At 55.0% G+C, this 15963-nt stretch carries 14 protein-coding genes; 6 read left to right on the top strand and 8 right to left on the bottom strand.

Translation table 11 applies throughout. From position 1 onward, the window contains the following. Positions 1-8 precede the first annotated feature (8 nt). From C0557_RS16440 to C0557_RS16455, 4 genes are read right to left on the bottom strand one after another with little or no spacing between them, the layout of a single operon-like run. Entirely contained in the window at positions 9-1208 is a 1200-nt protein-coding gene (locus C0557_RS16440) for an arabinogalactan endo-beta-1,4-galactanase (protein ID WP_208659559.1), read from the bottom strand. Between the two features lie 4 nt (positions 1209-1212). Then, on the bottom strand, positions 1213-2064 hold the full coding sequence (locus tag C0557_RS16445; protein ID WP_007371217.1) for a sugar ABC transporter permease: 852 nt from the start codon (positions 2062-2064) through the stop codon (positions 1213-1215). Between the two features lie 10 nt (positions 2065-2074). Beyond that, positions 2075-3379 carry a carbohydrate ABC transporter permease gene (locus tag C0557_RS16450; protein WP_007371216.1) on the bottom strand — a complete coding sequence of 435 codons (1305 nt, stop codon included), beginning with the start codon at positions 3377-3379 and terminating at the stop codon, positions 2075-2077. Positions 3380-3435: 56 nt separating this feature from the next. Continuing rightward, positions 3436-4671, bottom strand: a complete 1236-nt coding sequence (locus tag C0557_RS16455) for an extracellular solute-binding protein (RefSeq protein ID WP_208659561.1) — start codon at positions 4669-4671, stop codon at positions 3436-3438. 353 nt (positions 4672-5024) lie between these two features. Between C0557_RS16455 and C0557_RS16460 the strand changes: the two genes are divergently transcribed. The 4 genes from C0557_RS16460 to C0557_RS16475 all read left to right on the top strand — a co-directional run bounded on the left by C0557_RS16460 (position 5025) and on the right by C0557_RS16475 (position 8376). Continuing rightward, positions 5025-6134 carry an ABC transporter ATP-binding protein gene (locus C0557_RS16460; protein ID WP_208659563.1) on the top strand — a complete coding sequence of 370 codons (1110 nt, stop codon included), beginning with the start codon at positions 5025-5027 and terminating at the stop codon, positions 6132-6134. A gap of 256 nt (positions 6135-6390) precedes the next feature. Beyond that, complete coding sequence (locus C0557_RS16465; protein WP_208659565.1) at positions 6391-7404, top strand: zinc-binding alcohol dehydrogenase family protein; 1014 nt, start codon at positions 6391-6393, stop codon at positions 7402-7404. Between the two features lie 200 nt (positions 7405-7604). Beyond that, positions 7605-7940, top strand: a complete 336-nt coding sequence (locus tag C0557_RS16470; RefSeq protein WP_074778309.1) for an RcnB family protein — start codon at positions 7605-7607, stop codon at positions 7938-7940. Between the two features lie 10 nt (positions 7941-7950). Next, positions 7951-8376: a GNAT family N-acetyltransferase gene (locus tag C0557_RS16475; RefSeq protein ID WP_074778311.1), complete on the top strand. Its 426-nt coding sequence runs from the start codon at positions 7951-7953 to the stop codon at positions 8374-8376. A 226-nt stretch (positions 8377-8602) separates the two neighbouring features. Here the strand turns inward: C0557_RS16475 and apbC are convergent, their stop codons facing one another. Next, positions 8603-9712 carry an iron-sulfur cluster carrier protein ApbC gene (gene apbC / locus C0557_RS16480; protein WP_074778313.1) on the bottom strand — a complete coding sequence of 370 codons (1110 nt, stop codon included), beginning with the start codon at positions 9710-9712 and terminating at the stop codon, positions 8603-8605. A 275-nt stretch (positions 9713-9987) separates the two neighbouring features. On the opposite strand from apbC, the gene metG reads away from it, so the two are divergent. After that, positions 9988-12021 (top strand): methionine--tRNA ligase, encoded by a 2034-nt coding sequence (gene metG / locus C0557_RS16485; protein WP_208663001.1) that lies wholly within the window; start codon positions 9988-9990, stop codon positions 12019-12021. 69 nt (positions 12022-12090) lie between these two features. Further along, positions 12091-12546, top strand: a complete 456-nt coding sequence (locus C0557_RS16490) for a YehR family lipoprotein (RefSeq protein WP_208659569.1) — start codon at positions 12091-12093, stop codon at positions 12544-12546. Positions 12547-12830: 284 nt separating this feature from the next. On the opposite strand, the gene C0557_RS16495 is transcribed toward C0557_RS16490, so the two are convergent. From C0557_RS16495 to C0557_RS16505, 3 genes are read right to left on the bottom strand one after another with little or no spacing between them, the layout of a single operon-like run. Beyond that, complete coding sequence (locus C0557_RS16495) at positions 12831-13307, bottom strand: DUF1456 family protein (RefSeq protein ID WP_074778320.1); 477 nt, start codon at positions 13305-13307, stop codon at positions 12831-12833. A 52-nt stretch (positions 13308-13359) separates the two neighbouring features. Beyond that, the gene (gene btsR, locus C0557_RS16500; protein WP_007371205.1) at positions 13360-14079 is read right to left on the bottom strand and encodes a two-component system response regulator BtsR; all 720 of its coding nucleotides are present in this window, start codon (positions 14077-14079) and stop codon (positions 13360-13362) included. Continuing rightward, a complete protein-coding gene (locus C0557_RS16505) occupies positions 14073-15761 on the bottom strand; it encodes a sensor histidine kinase (protein ID WP_074778428.1) in 1689 nt (562 codons plus the stop codon). Before C0557_RS16505 ends, btsR begins: the two co-directional genes overlap by 7 nt. Positions 15762-15963: the final 202 nt, after the last annotated feature.

Below are 15963 nucleotides of genomic sequence, written 5' to 3' on the forward strand. Positions count from 1 at the left end.
CACCAGAGTTAATTAAAGACTTTCACTGAAGGCAGCACTTTCCCCTGACAATCAAACAGCGCCTGATTTTCCCGCGCGTTGCCCTCTTTCCACTTGTCGTTGATATAATTCATTCCCGCCTGCGTCGCCCAGGTATTTCCCGGTACGGCAATCCAGGTGGGCTCCCAATAAAAAATACCTTTACCGCGATGGCCCTGAACATTCATCACGGACTGCATTAAATCGTGGATATAGTCATATTGCCCCTGCACAGTGCCAGGGTAGCCGCCCGCTTTCTCTTCTTTCTCCTGGAAGCTGTTTTCCGCGTTATCGCAGTTAGCCAGCGTATAGCCGTAAGCCGCTTCCACTACAATCACATCTTTGTTGTAGCGCTTGCTGATGTCGTCCATATTGGCCTGCAACGCGCTTATCGGCCCGTTCCAGTAGGTATACATCGACAGGCCAATCACATCGAACGGCACATTGCGTTTGGTGATTTCATCAAACCACCAGCGGAAGGTATCGTTTTTGGTGCCCTCCGCCAGGTGCAGCATGATCTTCACCTGTTCGCCGTTTTTCAGGTTCTCCTTCAGCCCGTCGATCGCTGAAGTGAGCAGCCCCGCCAGCCGGTCTAACTCGCCGCCGCCCTGCCCCCAGCTTTTGCCTTCCGGCCACAGTATGCCGGAGTTAATTTCGTTGCCGATTTGCACCATATCCGGCAGCACGCCCTCCTGCTTAAAGCGGGCGATGGTGTCGCGGGTATAGTCGTGGATCGCCGTTTTTAGCTGCGCATAATCCATTTTTTCCCAGGCTTTCGGTTTGAACTGTTTGCCGGGATCGGTCCAGAAATCGCTGTAGTGAAAATCAAGCAGCAGCTTCATGCCCTGCGCTTTTGCCCGTTTTGCCAGCGCCAGCGTGGTCGCCAGATCGTTATCGCCGCCGCCGTAAGCCTGGCCCTGCGCATCTTTCGGATCGACCCACAAGCGCAAGCGCACATAGTTAACGCCGTTGGCTTTCAGGATGGCGAGCGCATCCTGTTGCTGATTTTTATCGTTATAAAACTTCGCCCCGTGCTTTTCGGCATCCAACAGCGTGGAGATATCAGCCCCTTTAATAAAGTCGGCAGGCATACCGCTGAACGGGCGCGTCTTTAACGCGTCGGCGGCAAACGTGCTGGCGGACAAACTACAGAGACAAACAGCAAGCAGAGCGGGTGTAAATCTTTTCATGTGGTTATCCTTTGGTGCTGCCGGAGGTCAGGCCGGAGACGAAGTATTTTTGTAAGGCAAGGTAGAGAATGGCCACCGGCACGGCGATCAATACCGCGCCCGCCGCATAGGTGGTGTAACTGGCACCCATTTTTTGCGCCACCAGGTTGTAGAGGCCAATCGGCAGCGTGTATTTGTCCGGGGTGCGCAAAATGGTGCTGGAGAGGATGAAATCCCCCAGCGGCCCGGTGAAGGAGAACAGCGCCACGACCGCCACAATCGGCTTCGACAGCGGCATGATGATCTCGATAAAGATGCGGAAGTTGCTGGCGCCGTCCATGCGCGCAGATTCATCCAGGTCGCGCGGGATGGCATCGAGATAGCCCTTCATCAGATAAGTATTCATCGGGATCATCCCGGCCACGTAGATCAGCACCAGCGCCATATGGCTGTTGATCAACCCCAGCAGTTGCGACAGCACGAAGATGGCGATCAGCGCGGAAAACTGCGGGATCATCTGCAACAGCAAAAACAGCATCAGGCCATTCTGCCGCCCCTTAAAACGAAAGCGCGAAAAGGCGTAGGCGGTAAAGCTGACGCTGATTAAGGTCAGCACCATCGTCAGCAGGCTGATCTTCATTGAATTCCAGTACCAGGTCAGGTAGTTCACCTGGCCGTTAAACAGATCGGCATAGTGCTGGAATGAGAGGTTTTCCGGGATGATCGAGGTGCTGAGCAGGCTGTTACCGGCGTTCAGCGACGCGCCGACCGTCCACACCAGCGGGTAGATAATGATCAGCGATACCAGCGCGATAACCAGCCAGGAGAGCGACAGGCGGATCCACTTCTCGCGGCGGATACTTTGTGATTTAGCCATTTTTCTTCCCTTATGCCATGTCGTCGTTTTTAAAAGATTTGGTGGCGCGGAATTGCCACAACGCCAGGCCGACGACAAAAATCGACAGCAAAATGGTGATGGTCGCCGCAATCGCGTATTGCGAAGAGGACATCGTCAGTTTGTAGATCCACGACACCAGAATATCGGTGCCGCCTGCGTTTGCGCCCGCCACCGCCGGACCACCGTTGTTAAACAGGTAGATAATGTTGAAATTATTAAAATTGAAGGTGTACTGGGTGATGATGATCGGCGCGATGGAGTAGAGCACCAGCGGCAACGTAATGGTGCGCAGCCGGGTCCAGGTGCTGGCGCCGTCCATCTTCGCCGCTTCGTACAGATCGTCCGGAATCGCCTGCAACACCCCGGTGGTCATGGCAAAGACAAACGGGAAGCCGAGCCAGGTTTGCATCATGATCAGCGCGGTTTTCGTCCAGAACGGATCGGTCAGCCACGCTTTCGGCGCAATACCGAAGAAAGCCAGAATGGCATTGTTAATCACGCCAAAGGAGTCGTTAAACATTCCGGCGAAGACCAGAATGGTGACAAAGCCCGGCACCGCCCACGGCAGAATAAAAATGGTGCGCACCAGCGGCTTGAAGCGCAGATCTTTCTGGTTCACCAGGATCGCCAGCAGCACGCCAACGGTGCATTGCAAGGTGGTCGCCAGCAGCGTCCAGACCACCGTCCACTGCAACACATCGAGGAAGGTCGAACGCCAGATCGACAGGGTAAAGATATTGACGAAATTCTTTAATCCCACCCAGTCCACCAGTTTGGCGGGCGGCGTGTGATAGAGGTTGTAGTTGGTGAAAGCGATAGAGAAGCCGAACAGGATCGGGAAAATCACCACAAACACCAGCAGGATGAAGCCGGGCGTGATCATCAGATAGGGAAAACCGTCGCTGAGCAGCAGTTGATACTGCTTACGCACGCTGTTCAGCGGCTTACCTTCGTCGCGCTTTTTGCCGTTGATCCATGCATCGCGTAGCGACAGATACCAGACCATCAGACCAAAGGCGATGATCAGCAGGCTGATGATCCCTTCTGCCAGCAAAAAGATCGAGTTATCGCGTGGTACTTCTTCGCCGAGGGTGTATAGCCCCCAGATCCCCTCGCGCAAAAAATCATAAAAAATGCCGGTAAAACTGCTCAGCAGGACAAGGAAGATAAGGCCTTTTAGCCACTGGCGATGATAAAACTGACCAAAGCCCGGCACAATGGCCAGCAGCAGCCCGCACCACGCATGACGCCCGGCTTGCGTTTTGGCAAAATTCTCGCTGGGACTGATAATCACGTACGACTCCTTTTCGACAACGGGAGGTTGCCCTCCCGTTCTGCTACCACAAGCGGTTACTGGTTACTGGCCTGCATGGCTTCAACTTGCATATGGATCTGTTTGGTCGCGGCATCGAGCGCGGCCTGCGGTTCCTGCTTGCCGGTCAGGCTTAGTTCCAGTGCCGCATTTGCCGGTCCCCAGACTTCGCCCATTTCCGGAATGCCGGGCATCGCCGTCGCGCGCGCAGCTTGTACCGCCACTGCGCTGGCTTTTTCGTCATTTTTAATGACCGGATCGTCAATCATCGCTTTCTGCGCCGGGATCTCGCGGGTGGCGATATAGCGCGTTTTCACGTACTGCGGCTGGTTGATAAATTCGATAAATTGCTGCGCCAGTTGCTTGTCTTTACTCCAGGTGGAGACGACATAGCCTTTCACGCCGAGGAAGGAGCTCATCGGTTTGCCGTCCGGAAGGTTTGGCAGCGGCACCACGCCGTAGTTAATGCCAGCGGCTTCATAAGGCTGGAAAGCCCACGGGCCGTTAATCACTGCCGCGGCTTTTTTCTCGGTAAACAGCGAATCGATGGCGTTCAGCCCGTTATCGCCGAGGATCCCCGACGGAAACCCCCCTTCGCTGTAGAATTTTTTCAGGAAGGTGACGGCTTCTACCGCGCCCGGTTTATTCAGGCCGATATCCTGCGGGTTATAGCCGCCTTTGTCGTTTTTGCCGAACAGGTAGCCGCCCATTGGGCCGATGGCGCCCCAGCTGTAATAGATCTGGTCAAATTTCGCTAACAGACCGTATTTGTTCTGCTCGCGCTGTTTTTTCGAGTAGTCAAGCCACTCCGGCAGGCTTTGCAGCGGCTTGTCGAGCAGATCTTTGTTGTAAATCAGCACCAGCGTTTCTACCGCTTTCGGTACGCCATACAGAGTGTTATCCAGACGAAAGGCGTTGATGGACGCCGGGGTAAAGGCGTCAACCTTTTCTTTGTCCAGATTCAGGGGGGTCAGCAGCCCTTGCACAACCGCGCCGCCCAACTGATCATTGGGGATGACCAGCACATCCGGCCCGATACCGGCCGGGCCATCAAGGCGTAATTTTTCCAGCTGCTGCGCGTAGGGCATTTCCTGCACGTTCACTTTAACGTCGTACTTTTGCTCAAAATCTTTGACGGCATCCTGGATACCGACGGACTTTTTGATGTCTTCCCAGACGTTAAGCTGCTTTGTCGCCGCGTATGCCGACAGGCTAATAAGCTGGCCGGCAGCCAGTGCAGAGAGGATCAGTGCGGTAAGTGTTCTCTTTTTCATTATCACCCTCATGTCAAGGTATAACATTTTAGTGGTTTTTATGGTGCAACATCCGATGAGACAGCGTAAAAATCACCTGATATTACTGGGTTTAAAACGCATTCACGCGCTTTATCGAATTTGTTATACGCTACGCTTTAGCGTTTAATAAAACGAGAATTAACTGTCAGTTGTGTGACAGATGCAACAGAAATGGAAATTCGATATAGGGCGCGAAATCACTGGAAGTTATAGTCTGAGCATGAATTTTCGCGGTTGAGCAGCCCTGTCGCCTGATTGTTATACGTAAAACAAAAACATCCGACAACGCGCTTATCGCAGCACATAACGGCTACTAATTTCGGGGAACGTTGATGTCCAATATACGACTGAGGAATGTCACCAAGCGGTTTGGCGACACGGTGACGCTGAACAATGTGAATCTGTCGATTGAAGACGGTGAGTTTGCCGTGTTTGTCGGCCCCTCCGGCTGCGGGAAATCGACCATGCTGCGCATGATTGCAGGGCTGGAAGAGGTCAGCGAAGGGGAAGTATTGATTGGCGACGAGGTGATGAACGATGTCGCGCCCGCGCATCGCGGCGTCTCGATGGTGTTCCAGTCTTATGCGCTCTATCCGCATATGACCGTGGCGGAAAACATGGGCTACGGACTGAAAGTGAACAAAGTGCCGAAGGAGGAGATCCGCCGCCAGGTAGAGATGGTCGCCAAAACCTTACAGCTCGGCCATCTGCTGGACAGAAAACCGAAACAGCTTTCCGGCGGTCAGCGCCAGCGCGTGGCGATTGGTCGCGCGATTGTGCGTAACCCGCGCGTGTTTATGTTTGATGAACCGCTCTCCAACCTTGATGCCGAACTGCGCGTTGAGATGCGCCTGCATATTGCTCGTCTGCATCAGGAACTGAAAACGACCATGGTGTATGTCACGCATGACCAGGTGGAAGCGATGACGCTGGCCGATAAAATCGTGGTGATGAATTACGGCAACGTCGAGCAGATGGGCTCGCCAATGGAGCTCTATTACAACCCGAAAAACAAATTTGTCGCCGGGTTTATCGGCTCGCCGAAGATGAACTTCCTGCCAGCGACGGTGAAAGCGTGGCTGCCGGGCGAGCTTACCGTCACGCTTGCGCAGGGGCATCCGTTAACGCTGGCGATCACGACTTCGCGCCTTGAGCCGGGAGCGACGGTGACGCTGGGGATCCGCCCGGAGCACCTCTCCACCGATGTCACACGCGGTACGCAACTGGAGTTTCAGTGCGAAGTGGTAGAGCGGCTCGGCAACAATACTTATCTTTTTGGTCAGTGCTACGGCCACGACAACATTAAGATCCTGCTGCCCGGCGATGTGCATTTCCGCCCGTGGCAGAAAATCACCCTCGCCTTCGACAGCCCGCACTGCATGATTTTCGACGACCAGCATCTGCGCGTCAGCGCCGATATTCCGGTGCCGAACGTCGATTAAGGTATATTGCCGGATAACGGCTAACGCCTTATCCGGCCTACGGGATCGCGAGTCCATCTCATCACCTGCAACATCAATTCCCCCTCCTCCCCAACCCGTTTGCCGCCTGCGCAATGCTGCTGGGCGAAAACTCTCCGTTGGAGGATTTTCACTGCCAGAGGATAAGTGCTTCCCGATTCTGATGGTTTCTCATATCAATCAGCCTGACTACCATTAATCACACACCCACTCAAATCTCTTACTTAACGGAGCACACATGAAAGCAATCGCCATTACCCGCGCTGCGCAGGGTAGCAGTAATCTGGATTTCCTCAGTGATATTGAGCTGCCGCAACCGCAGGCCAGCGGCCACGATCTGCTGGTCGAAGTGAAAGCCGTATCCGTCAACCCGGTTGATACCAAAGTTCGTGCCGGGTTTAACGCCGATACCCCGCGCGTACTGGGCTGGGACGCCGTTGGCGTGGTCAAAGCCGTTGGTCAGGCGGTAACGCTGTTTCAGCCGGGTGATGAAGTGTGGTATGCGGGCGCGTTGACCCGTCCGGGCAGCAACAGCGAATATCAACTGGTCGATGAGCGCATTGTGGCGCACAAACCGAAAACGCTGGATAACGCCCAGGCAGCGGCGCTACCGCTGACCGCCATCACCGCATGGGAAATGCTGTTTGACCGGCTTGGCATCAACGAGAACGGCAACGAAGGCGACGTGTTGCTGATTGTTGGCGCGGCGGGCGGCGTCGGTTCCATCATGACGCAACTGGCGCGTAAACTGACCCGCCTGACGGTGATCGGCACCGCATCGCGCCCTGCCAGCCAGCAGTGGGTGAAAGAGCTGGGCGCGCATCATGTGATTGATCACAGTAAACCGCTGACCGAAGAACTGGCGCGGATTGGCATTGCGCAGGTGACGCACGTCGCCAGCCTGAATAATACCCAGGAGCACTATCAGCAGCTGATTAATGCGCTGCAACCGCAGGGCAAGCTGGCGTTGATTGACGATCCGGAAAGCCTGGATGCCCTGCCGCTGAAGGTGAAAAGCATCTCTCTGCACTGGGAATTTATGTTTACCCGTTCGATGTTCACCACCCGCGATATTATCGAGCAGCACAACCTGCTTACCCGCGTGGCACAGTTGATTGATCAGGGCGTGCTGAAAACCACGCTCGGCGAGCACTTCGGCACCATTAATGCCGCGAATTTACGTAAAGCGCATGCCTTGCTGGAAAGCCAGCGCGCCGTCGGCAAGATTGTGCTGGAAGGCTTTGCTGGCTGAGCAGTCAGCCAGGATTATTCCCAAACGTTACAAGCGGATAGCGAAAATCGCTCTCCGCCTGTACAGCTACGCCCTGGGTTTGCTTACACTTTTTACCAAAGGGTTATTTTTTCCCGGTTGCTCAGCACCGCATTAACGGCAATGATGGCGTGCTACATAAGCAACTGCGTGAAATGTAAAAAGAACAACCTGGAGAAACAATGCGTAAAACGAAAATGATGCTTCTGGGCGCGCTGTTGGTCACCGCTTCCTCGGCGTTTGCGGCTCCGCAGACGGCAACACCGGGGGCGACCGGCACGCAATCGTATGAAATTAAGGACTTTGTTGCCGACTTCACTAAATTCAATATCGGCGATACCGTGCCAGAGATGTACCGTAGCGAAGAGTACAACATCAAACAGTGGCAGTTACGTAACCTGCCCGCACCAGAAGCCGGTAGCCACTGGACTTACATGGGCGGCAACTACGTGCTGATCACCGACGCTGAAGGCAAAATTCTCAAAGCCTATAATGGCGACATTTTCTACCATCGTTAAGGGAGCGTCTGTGATTATTCGCCGCTGGCAGGAGAGTGACAGGCCGTTCCTGCGTACGCTGTTTTTACAAGCCCGGAGAGCTTGCTGGAGCTGGCTCGATGGGAGTGAGTGGCAACTGGAAGACTTTGATGCCGCCACCCTCGATGAAGTGATTTGGGTCGCTGAAGAAGAGGGTCATCGGCTCGGTTTCGCCTCGGTGTACGAAAACGACAACTTTCTGCATAACTTGTTTGTTGACCCGGCCTTTCAGGGCAAAGGGGTCGGCAGCGCACTTCTCAAACATGCGCAGACCACGTTTACCGGCACCGGTGCGCTGAAATGCCTGCTACACAATAAGGCCGCGCTGGCGTTTTATGAGCGCCACGGCTGGCACGCAGAAGCGCAGGGCTCGTCACCGGAAGGGGATTACGTGCTGATGCACTATGTGAAACAGTAATGGTTATGAACAGGTGACCGGGCAGCAAACCGGCTGAGACGTAGGCCGGATAAGGCAACGCCGCCATCCGGCAACATAGCCCGATGGTGCTTCGCTTATCGGGCCTACGAAGCTCTGTGAAGCAGTAAAATTGCAGGCCGGAATGCGGTATTACCCCATCCGGCCTGTTCTTTCTTCGAATCTGCGACGTCGCCATCTTCAGATCCGCATCGCAATCACGCGGGTTTTACACCGCGCGGAAAGCGATATCGCCAGGAATAACTTCACCCTGCCAGTAAAGCTGCGCGGCAACGCGATCCGCAAGGTTGCGGTAGATAGCCGTGAATTCACTGTCCGGGCGGCTGACAACCGTCGGCGTGCCCTTATCCAGATCTTCACGCAGCGTAATGTGCAGCGGCAACTGACCAAGCAGTTGGGTGTGATACTGTTCCGCCAGCTTCTCTGCACCGCCGGTACCGAAAATCGGCTCGTGGTGACCGCAGTTGCTGCAAATGTGCATGCTCATGTTCTCGACGATCCCCAGAACCGGCACTTCCACTTTCTCGAACATTACGATGCCTTTTTTGGCGTCGATCAGCGCAATGTCCTGCGGCGTGGTAACCACTACCGCGCCGGTAACCGGAATGTTCTGCGCCAGCGTTAACTGGATATCCCCGGTGCCTGGCGGCATATCCAGCACCAGATAATCAAGATTCGGCCACATCGATTCCTGTAACAGTTGCAGCAGCGCTTTGCTGGCCATCGGGCCGCGCCACACCATGGCGTTATCATCGGTGACCAGATAGCCGATAGAGTTCGTTGCCAGGCCATGCGCCATGATCGGCGCCATATGCGTTCCGTCCGGCGAGGTCGGGCGTTCATGTTCTGCGCCCAGCATCAGCGGAATAGACGGGCCGTAGATGTCCGCATCCAGAATACCGACTTTCGCCCCTTCCGCCGCCAGCGCCAGCGCCAGGTTTACCGCAGTAGAGGACTTCCCTACTCCACCTTTGCCGGAGCTGACCGCAATGATATTTTTCACGCCGTTGACGCCAGGCTGATTTTTCACGCGTTTCAGGGTGGCGATGTTGTGCGACAGCTTCCAGTCGATGGCGCGCGCTTCGGTAATGCGCAGCAGCTCCGCGCTGCACTGCGCTTTTAACTCTTCAAACGCGGTACGCCAGACAAACGGCATCACCAGTTCGATATGCAGGGTGCCATCCAGCCAGGCAACATGGTGCACGGCTTTTAACGCCGTGAGGTTATGCTTCAGGGTTGGGTGCTGAAAATTGGCCAATGTTCCCGAAACTATGGCACGCAAAGCTTCCGGGGATTTGGCCGGGGATTGCGAACTCATCCCGACTCCTTTGTAGTTGTTCTGAAGAAACGACATTGTAGCGGGCAAGTTTACCGCACAGGTAATAATTATCCATTTACGGATTCATGCCGTTTACACATAGCGTAATTATTGCGCATATTGGCGCATGTGCTTTAAGACGAGCCCATTCGCATCGCAAAAAATTATTCCCGGAACGAACCATATATGGTTTAAAACGCCCGATCGCGTAGCGCGATAATTCCCCTTTTGGTACTATCGATACCCCTTTTTCTGAAGAAGATGTAATGCCTACTATGACTCAAGTCGCGAAGAAAATTCTGGTAACGTGCGCACTGCCGTACGCCAACGGCTCTATCCACCTCGGCCATATGCTGGAGCACATCCAGGCTGATGTCTGGGTCCGTTACCAGCGAATGCGCGGCCATGAGGTGAACTTCATTTGCGCGGACGATGCCCACGGCACGCCGATCATGCTGAAAGCGCAGCAACTGGGGATCACCCCGGAGCAGATGATCACCGAAATGAGTCAGGAACATCAGACCGATTTTGCTGGCTTTAACATCAGCTACGACAACTACCACTCCACGCACAGCGACGAGAACCGCGAGCTGTCGGAACTGATCTACACGCGCCTGAAAGAGAACGGTTTTATTAAAAACCGCACTATCTCTCAGCTCTACGATCCGGAAAAAGGCATGTTCCTGCCGGACCGTTTTGTGAAAGGCACCTGCCCGAAATGTAAATCACCGGATCAGTACGGCGATAACTGCGAAGTGTGCGGCGCGACCTACAGCCCGACCGAGCTGATTGAGCCGAAATCGGTGGTATCCGGCGCGACGCCGGTGATGCGTGATTCCGAGCACTTCTTCTTCGATCTGCCCTCCTTCAGCGAAATGTTGCAGGCATGGACCCGCAGCGGCGCGCTGCAGGAGCAGGTGGCCAACAAAATGCAGGAGTGGTTCGAATCCGGGCTGCAACAGTGGGATATCTCCCGTGATGCGCCGTACTTCGGCTTCGAAATCCCGGGCGCGCCGGGCAAATATTTCTATGTCTGGCTGGATGCGCCGATCGGCTACATGGGTTCGTTCAAAAACCTGTGCGACAAACGCGGCGATACCACCAGCTTCGACGAATACTGGAAGAAAGATTCCGACGCCGAGCTGTATCACTTTATCGGTAAAGATATCGTCTACTTCCACAGCCTGTTCTGGCCGGCGATGCTGGAAGGCAGCAATTTCCGTAAGCCGACCAACCTGTTTGTTCATGGCTATGTGACGGTGAACGGCGCGAAGATGTCCAAATCGCGTGGCACCTTCATTAAAGCCAGCACCTGGCTGAACCATTTTGACGCCGACAGCCTGCGCTACTACTACGCGGCGAAGCTCTCTTCGCGCATTGATGATATCGACCTTAACCTGGAAGATTTTATCCAGCGCGTGAACGCCGACATCGTCAACAAAGTGGTGAACCTGGCCTCCCGTAACGCGGGCTTTATCGCCAAACGCTTTGACGGCGTGCTGGCGGCAGAGCTGGCGGATCCGGCGCTGTACCAGACCTTTATCGACGCGGCGGCCAGCATTGGCGAAGCGTGGGAAAGCCGCGAATTCAGCAAAGCGGTACGCGAAATCATGGCGCTGGCCGATGTGGCTAACCGCTATGTTGATGAGCAGGCGCCGTGGGTGGTGGCAAAACAGGAAGGCCGCGATGCCGATCTGCAGGCCATTTGCTCGATGGGTATCAACCTGTTCCGCGTTCTGCTGACCTACCTGAAGCCGGTTCTGCCATCGCTCTCTGAGCGCGCGGAAGCGTTCCTCAACACTACGCTGACGTGGGATGCCATCAACCAGCCGCTGCTCAGCCATAAAGTCAATACCTTCAAAGCGTTGTACAACCGCATTGAGATGAAACAGGTCGAAGCGCTGGTTGAAGCGTCGAAAGAAGAAGTGAAAGCGGCTGCCGCGCCGGTGACCGGAGAACTGGCCGACAATCCGATTCAGGAGACCATCAGCTTTGATGATTTCGCAAAAGTCGATCTGCGCGTGGCGCTGATTGAGAACGCGGAATTCGTTGAGGGCTCTGACAAGCTGCTGCGTCTGACGCTGGATCTGGACGGCGAGAAACGCAATGTCTTCTCCGGCATTCGTTCTGCCTACCCGGACCCGAGCGCGCTGATTGGCCGTCTGACGGTGATGGTGGCGAACCTTGCGCCGCGTAAAATGCGCTTCGGCATCTCGGAAGGAATGGTGATGGCTGCGGGTCCTGGCGGCAAGGACATCTTCCTGCTCAGCCCGGACAGCGGTGCGAAAGCCGGCCAACAGGTCAAATAACAACAAAGGCGCTGATATCAGCGCCTTTTTTCTATACTGATACCAGTTTATGGAAACAGGGGAATCACCGTGAATATCCGTCATCTTTTTGCCGCCCTTTTCGCCTTTGCCCTGATCTTCAGCCTGAGCGGCTGCGGGGAGAAAGAGCAGAGTAAAACCTTTAGCTGGTCGGCACCGGGAACCGAGCTGACGCTGACCTATTACTACAAAGACGACAAAGTGCTGCGCCAGACGGCGAAAAATAAGATCGACTACAGCGCCATTGGCGCGAGCAACAAAGAGGAAGCGATGAAAGTCCTCGGGCCGATCAGCCAGAAATACCAGAGCGTCAAAGGGATCAAAGAGAGTGTGGATTACCAGCAAACCTATGCGCAGGAGACGCTGGATGTGGATTACAGCGCGGTGAATTTCGCCGATCTGAATGCGTTGCAGGGCACGGCGTTTACCGGCACGGTGCAGGATGGCATCAGTATGCAGAAATCCGAGGAGTTACTGAAAGCAAAAGGCTTTAAAGAGGTTCAGTAATTCGGCATCTTGTCCACAACGCTCTGGCTACATAGTGCCTGATGGCGCTTCGCTTATCAGGCCTGGGCGGTTGGCTTTTGCATGTTGCGAGCTAAGCGGTGTAGGCCGGATAAGGCAACGCCGCCATCCGGCAGTTTTCCACCACGCTCTGGCAACATAGCGCCTGATGACACTTCGCTTATCAGGCCTGGGCGGTTGGCTTTTGCACGTTGCGGGCTAAGCGGTGTAGGCCGGATAAGGCAACGCCGCCATCCGGCAGTTTTCCACCACGCTCAGGCAGCTTATCAGGCCTGTGCTTTCGGCTTTTGCACCTTGCTGGCTAAGCCGCGCAGGAAATAACGCAGAAACTGGTCGCCGCACTCGCGAAAGTTTTTATGTTCCGGCGCGCGCATCATGGCGGTGATTTCCGGCATCGACACGCGGAACTGCTGCGCGGTCAGGATCGCCAGAATATCGTCGGTCTTTAATGAGAAGGCGATACGCAACTTTTTCAGCACAATGTTGTTATTCAGTTTGCGCTCAACCACCAGCGGCGGCGCGCTGTCATCTTTGCCGCGTTTTTCGTAAATCAGCCCATTGAGAAAAGCGGATAACACAATATCCGGACACGGCTTATACCCTGCCTCATCCTCTTTACGCAGCCACGGCGCAATCTGTTCGGCGGTGACCACCGTGTCCGCCAGCGCGAGAATACGCACCAGCGCGTTATTGTCCGCTTGCAGTGTGTAACGCAGGCTGCGCAGGATATCGTTATTAAGCATCTCTTTCCCCAAAATGATAAACCAGCGCGCAGTGTAGGCATCGCACAGGAATTTACAACCCCAGCGCCTCTTTTAAATTCTTCAGATAGCGGCGGCTAACCGGCACCGTCAGCCCGTCGCGCAGCAATAGCTCCGCCTGGCCGTTATCTTCAAGGCGAATCTCTTTCAGGTGCGCCATATTCACCAGATACTGGCGATGGCAGCGAACCAGCGGCGTGCGGCTCTCCAGCGTACGCAACGTCAGCTCGGTAAAGCCCTCTTTGCCCTCCTGGCTGGTGACATAAACGCCGCTCATCCGGCTGCTGACAAACGCCACCTCATCCATCTGCAACAGCCAGATACGGCTGTGCCCGGTACAGGGAATAAATTTCAGTGCTTCCTGATTCTCCGGCAGCACCGACACATCCTGCACGCCGCGCTCCTGGCGCAGGCGCGTCAACGTCTTCTCCAGACGACGGGCCTCAATGGGTTTAAGCAGATAGTCGAACGCATGTTCCTCAAATGCCTGCACCGCATACTCATCAAAGGCGGTAAGAAACACCACATAAGGGCGATTGCCGGGATCAAGCATGCCGACCATCTCCAGCCCGCTGATGCGCGGCATCTGAATATCCAGAAACAGCACGTCGGGGTGCAGTTTGTGCACCGCGCCAATCGCTTCCACAGCGTTGCCGCACTCGCCAACAATCTCGATGTCGCTCTCTTCCTGAAGCAGAATACGCAGGTTTTCCCGGGCCAGCGGTTCATCATCAACAATCAGCACTTTTAACATGCCTGTTCCTCCAGCGGGAGTTTCAAGGTAATGCGGGTAAACAGATCCGGTTCGCAGGCAATGCTGATACCGCAGTCGTTACCGAAGCGGGCGCGTAGCCGCTTATCCACCAGGCTCATCCCTAACCCGCTAGCATCGTTTTTCGGTTGATACAGACCCGCATTATCTTCCACCGCCAGCAGCAGATGCTCCCCGTCCTGGCTGGCGTTGATGGAAATCTCGCCGACGCCGAGCAGCTGCGATGTGCCATGCTTGATGGCATTCTCGACAATCGGTTGCAGCGTAAATGCCGGTAGCTGCAAATGCGACAGCGCCTCCGGCACGTGTAACTGCACCTGCAACCGCGACTGGAAGCGCGCTTTTTCGATTTGCAGGTAGGCATTCACATGTTCAATTTCATCCGCCAGCGTGACGATCTCTGACGGACGCTTTAAGTTTTTGCGAAAGAAGGTTGAGAGATATTGCACCAGCAATCCGGCCTGGTCGCTGTCGCGGCGGATCACCGCTTTTAACGTATTCAGGGCATTGAACAGGAAATGCGGGTTCACCTGCGCATGCAGTAGCTTAATTTCCGACTGAGTCAGCAGCGCCTTCTGCCGTTCGTACTGCCCGGCGAGAATCTGTGCCGACAGCAGTTGTGCGATCCCTTCGCCCAGCGTGCGGTTGATGGAGCTGAACAGACGGTTTTTCGCCTCGTATAACTTGATGGTGCCCACCACGCGCTGGTTTTCGCCGCGTAGCGGAATAACTAATGTCGAACCTAATTTGCACTGCGGATGCAACGAGCAGCGATACGGCACTTCATTGCCGTCGGCGTACACCACTTCGCCGGTTTCGATGGCGCGCTGCGTCCAGACCGAAGAAATCGGCCGTCCCGGTAAGTGGTGATCGTCGCCAATGCCGGTAAAAGCCAGCAGCTTGTCGCGATCGGTAATAGCCACCGCGCCAATCTCCAGCTCTTTATAGAGCACCTGCGCCACCTTCATGCTGTTCTCTTCGTTAAAACCCTGCCGCAAAATCCCTTCGGTGGAGGCGGCTACTTTCAGCGCGGTGGCGGAAAACGCTGAAGTGTACTTCTCGAACATGGCGCGTTTATCCAGCAGGATACGCATAAACAGCGCAGCACCGACGGTATTGGTGACCATCATCGGCGCGGCAATGCTCTGCACCAGATGCAGGGCGCTGTCGAATGGCCGGGCAATCAGCAGAATAATCAGCATCTGCGTCAGCTCCGCCACACAGGTGATTGCTCCGGCGGTGAACGGGCTAAAGACCCGATCGGTACGGCCGCGCTTAATCAATGCACTGTGTACCAGGCCGCCAAGCAGCCCTTCGACAATGGTGGAGATCATACAGCTCAGCGCCGTCATGCCGCCCATTGAGTAACGGTGCAGGCCGCCGGTCAACCCGACCAGGCCACCCACCAGCGGGCCGCCCAGCAAGCCGCCCATCACCGCGCCAATCGCCCGGGTATTGGCAATAGAGTCTTCGATATGCAGCCCGAAATAGGTGCCAAGAATGCAGAAAATAGAGAAGGTGACATAGCACAATAATTTGTGCGGCAGACGGACGGTAACCTGCATCAGCGGGATAAACAGGCGCGTCTTACTCATCAACCAGGCGATAACCAGAAACACGCACATCTGTTGTAGCAGCAACAGCACCAGATTGAATTCGTACATACCGGTAAATACCACATCAACTAAAGCGCGTAACATACATGGAGTCGCCGTGCGTTTCTTTGAAGCGCTGCAAAAAAATACTAAATCGTGCTCTGTATCACAAAGTCTTGCCAGATGATTCACCTTTCGCCTGCCGTCCGGGCAATTTTTAGCCAATTTCACTTCATGCGACCGCCAGAGGCTACAGTTAAAGTGGGAGCCA

The sequence above is a fragment of the Kosakonia sp. MUSA4 genome (assembly GCF_013085925.1).
Classification (GTDB): domain Bacteria; phylum Pseudomonadota; class Gammaproteobacteria; order Enterobacterales; family Enterobacteriaceae; genus Kosakonia; species Kosakonia sacchari_B.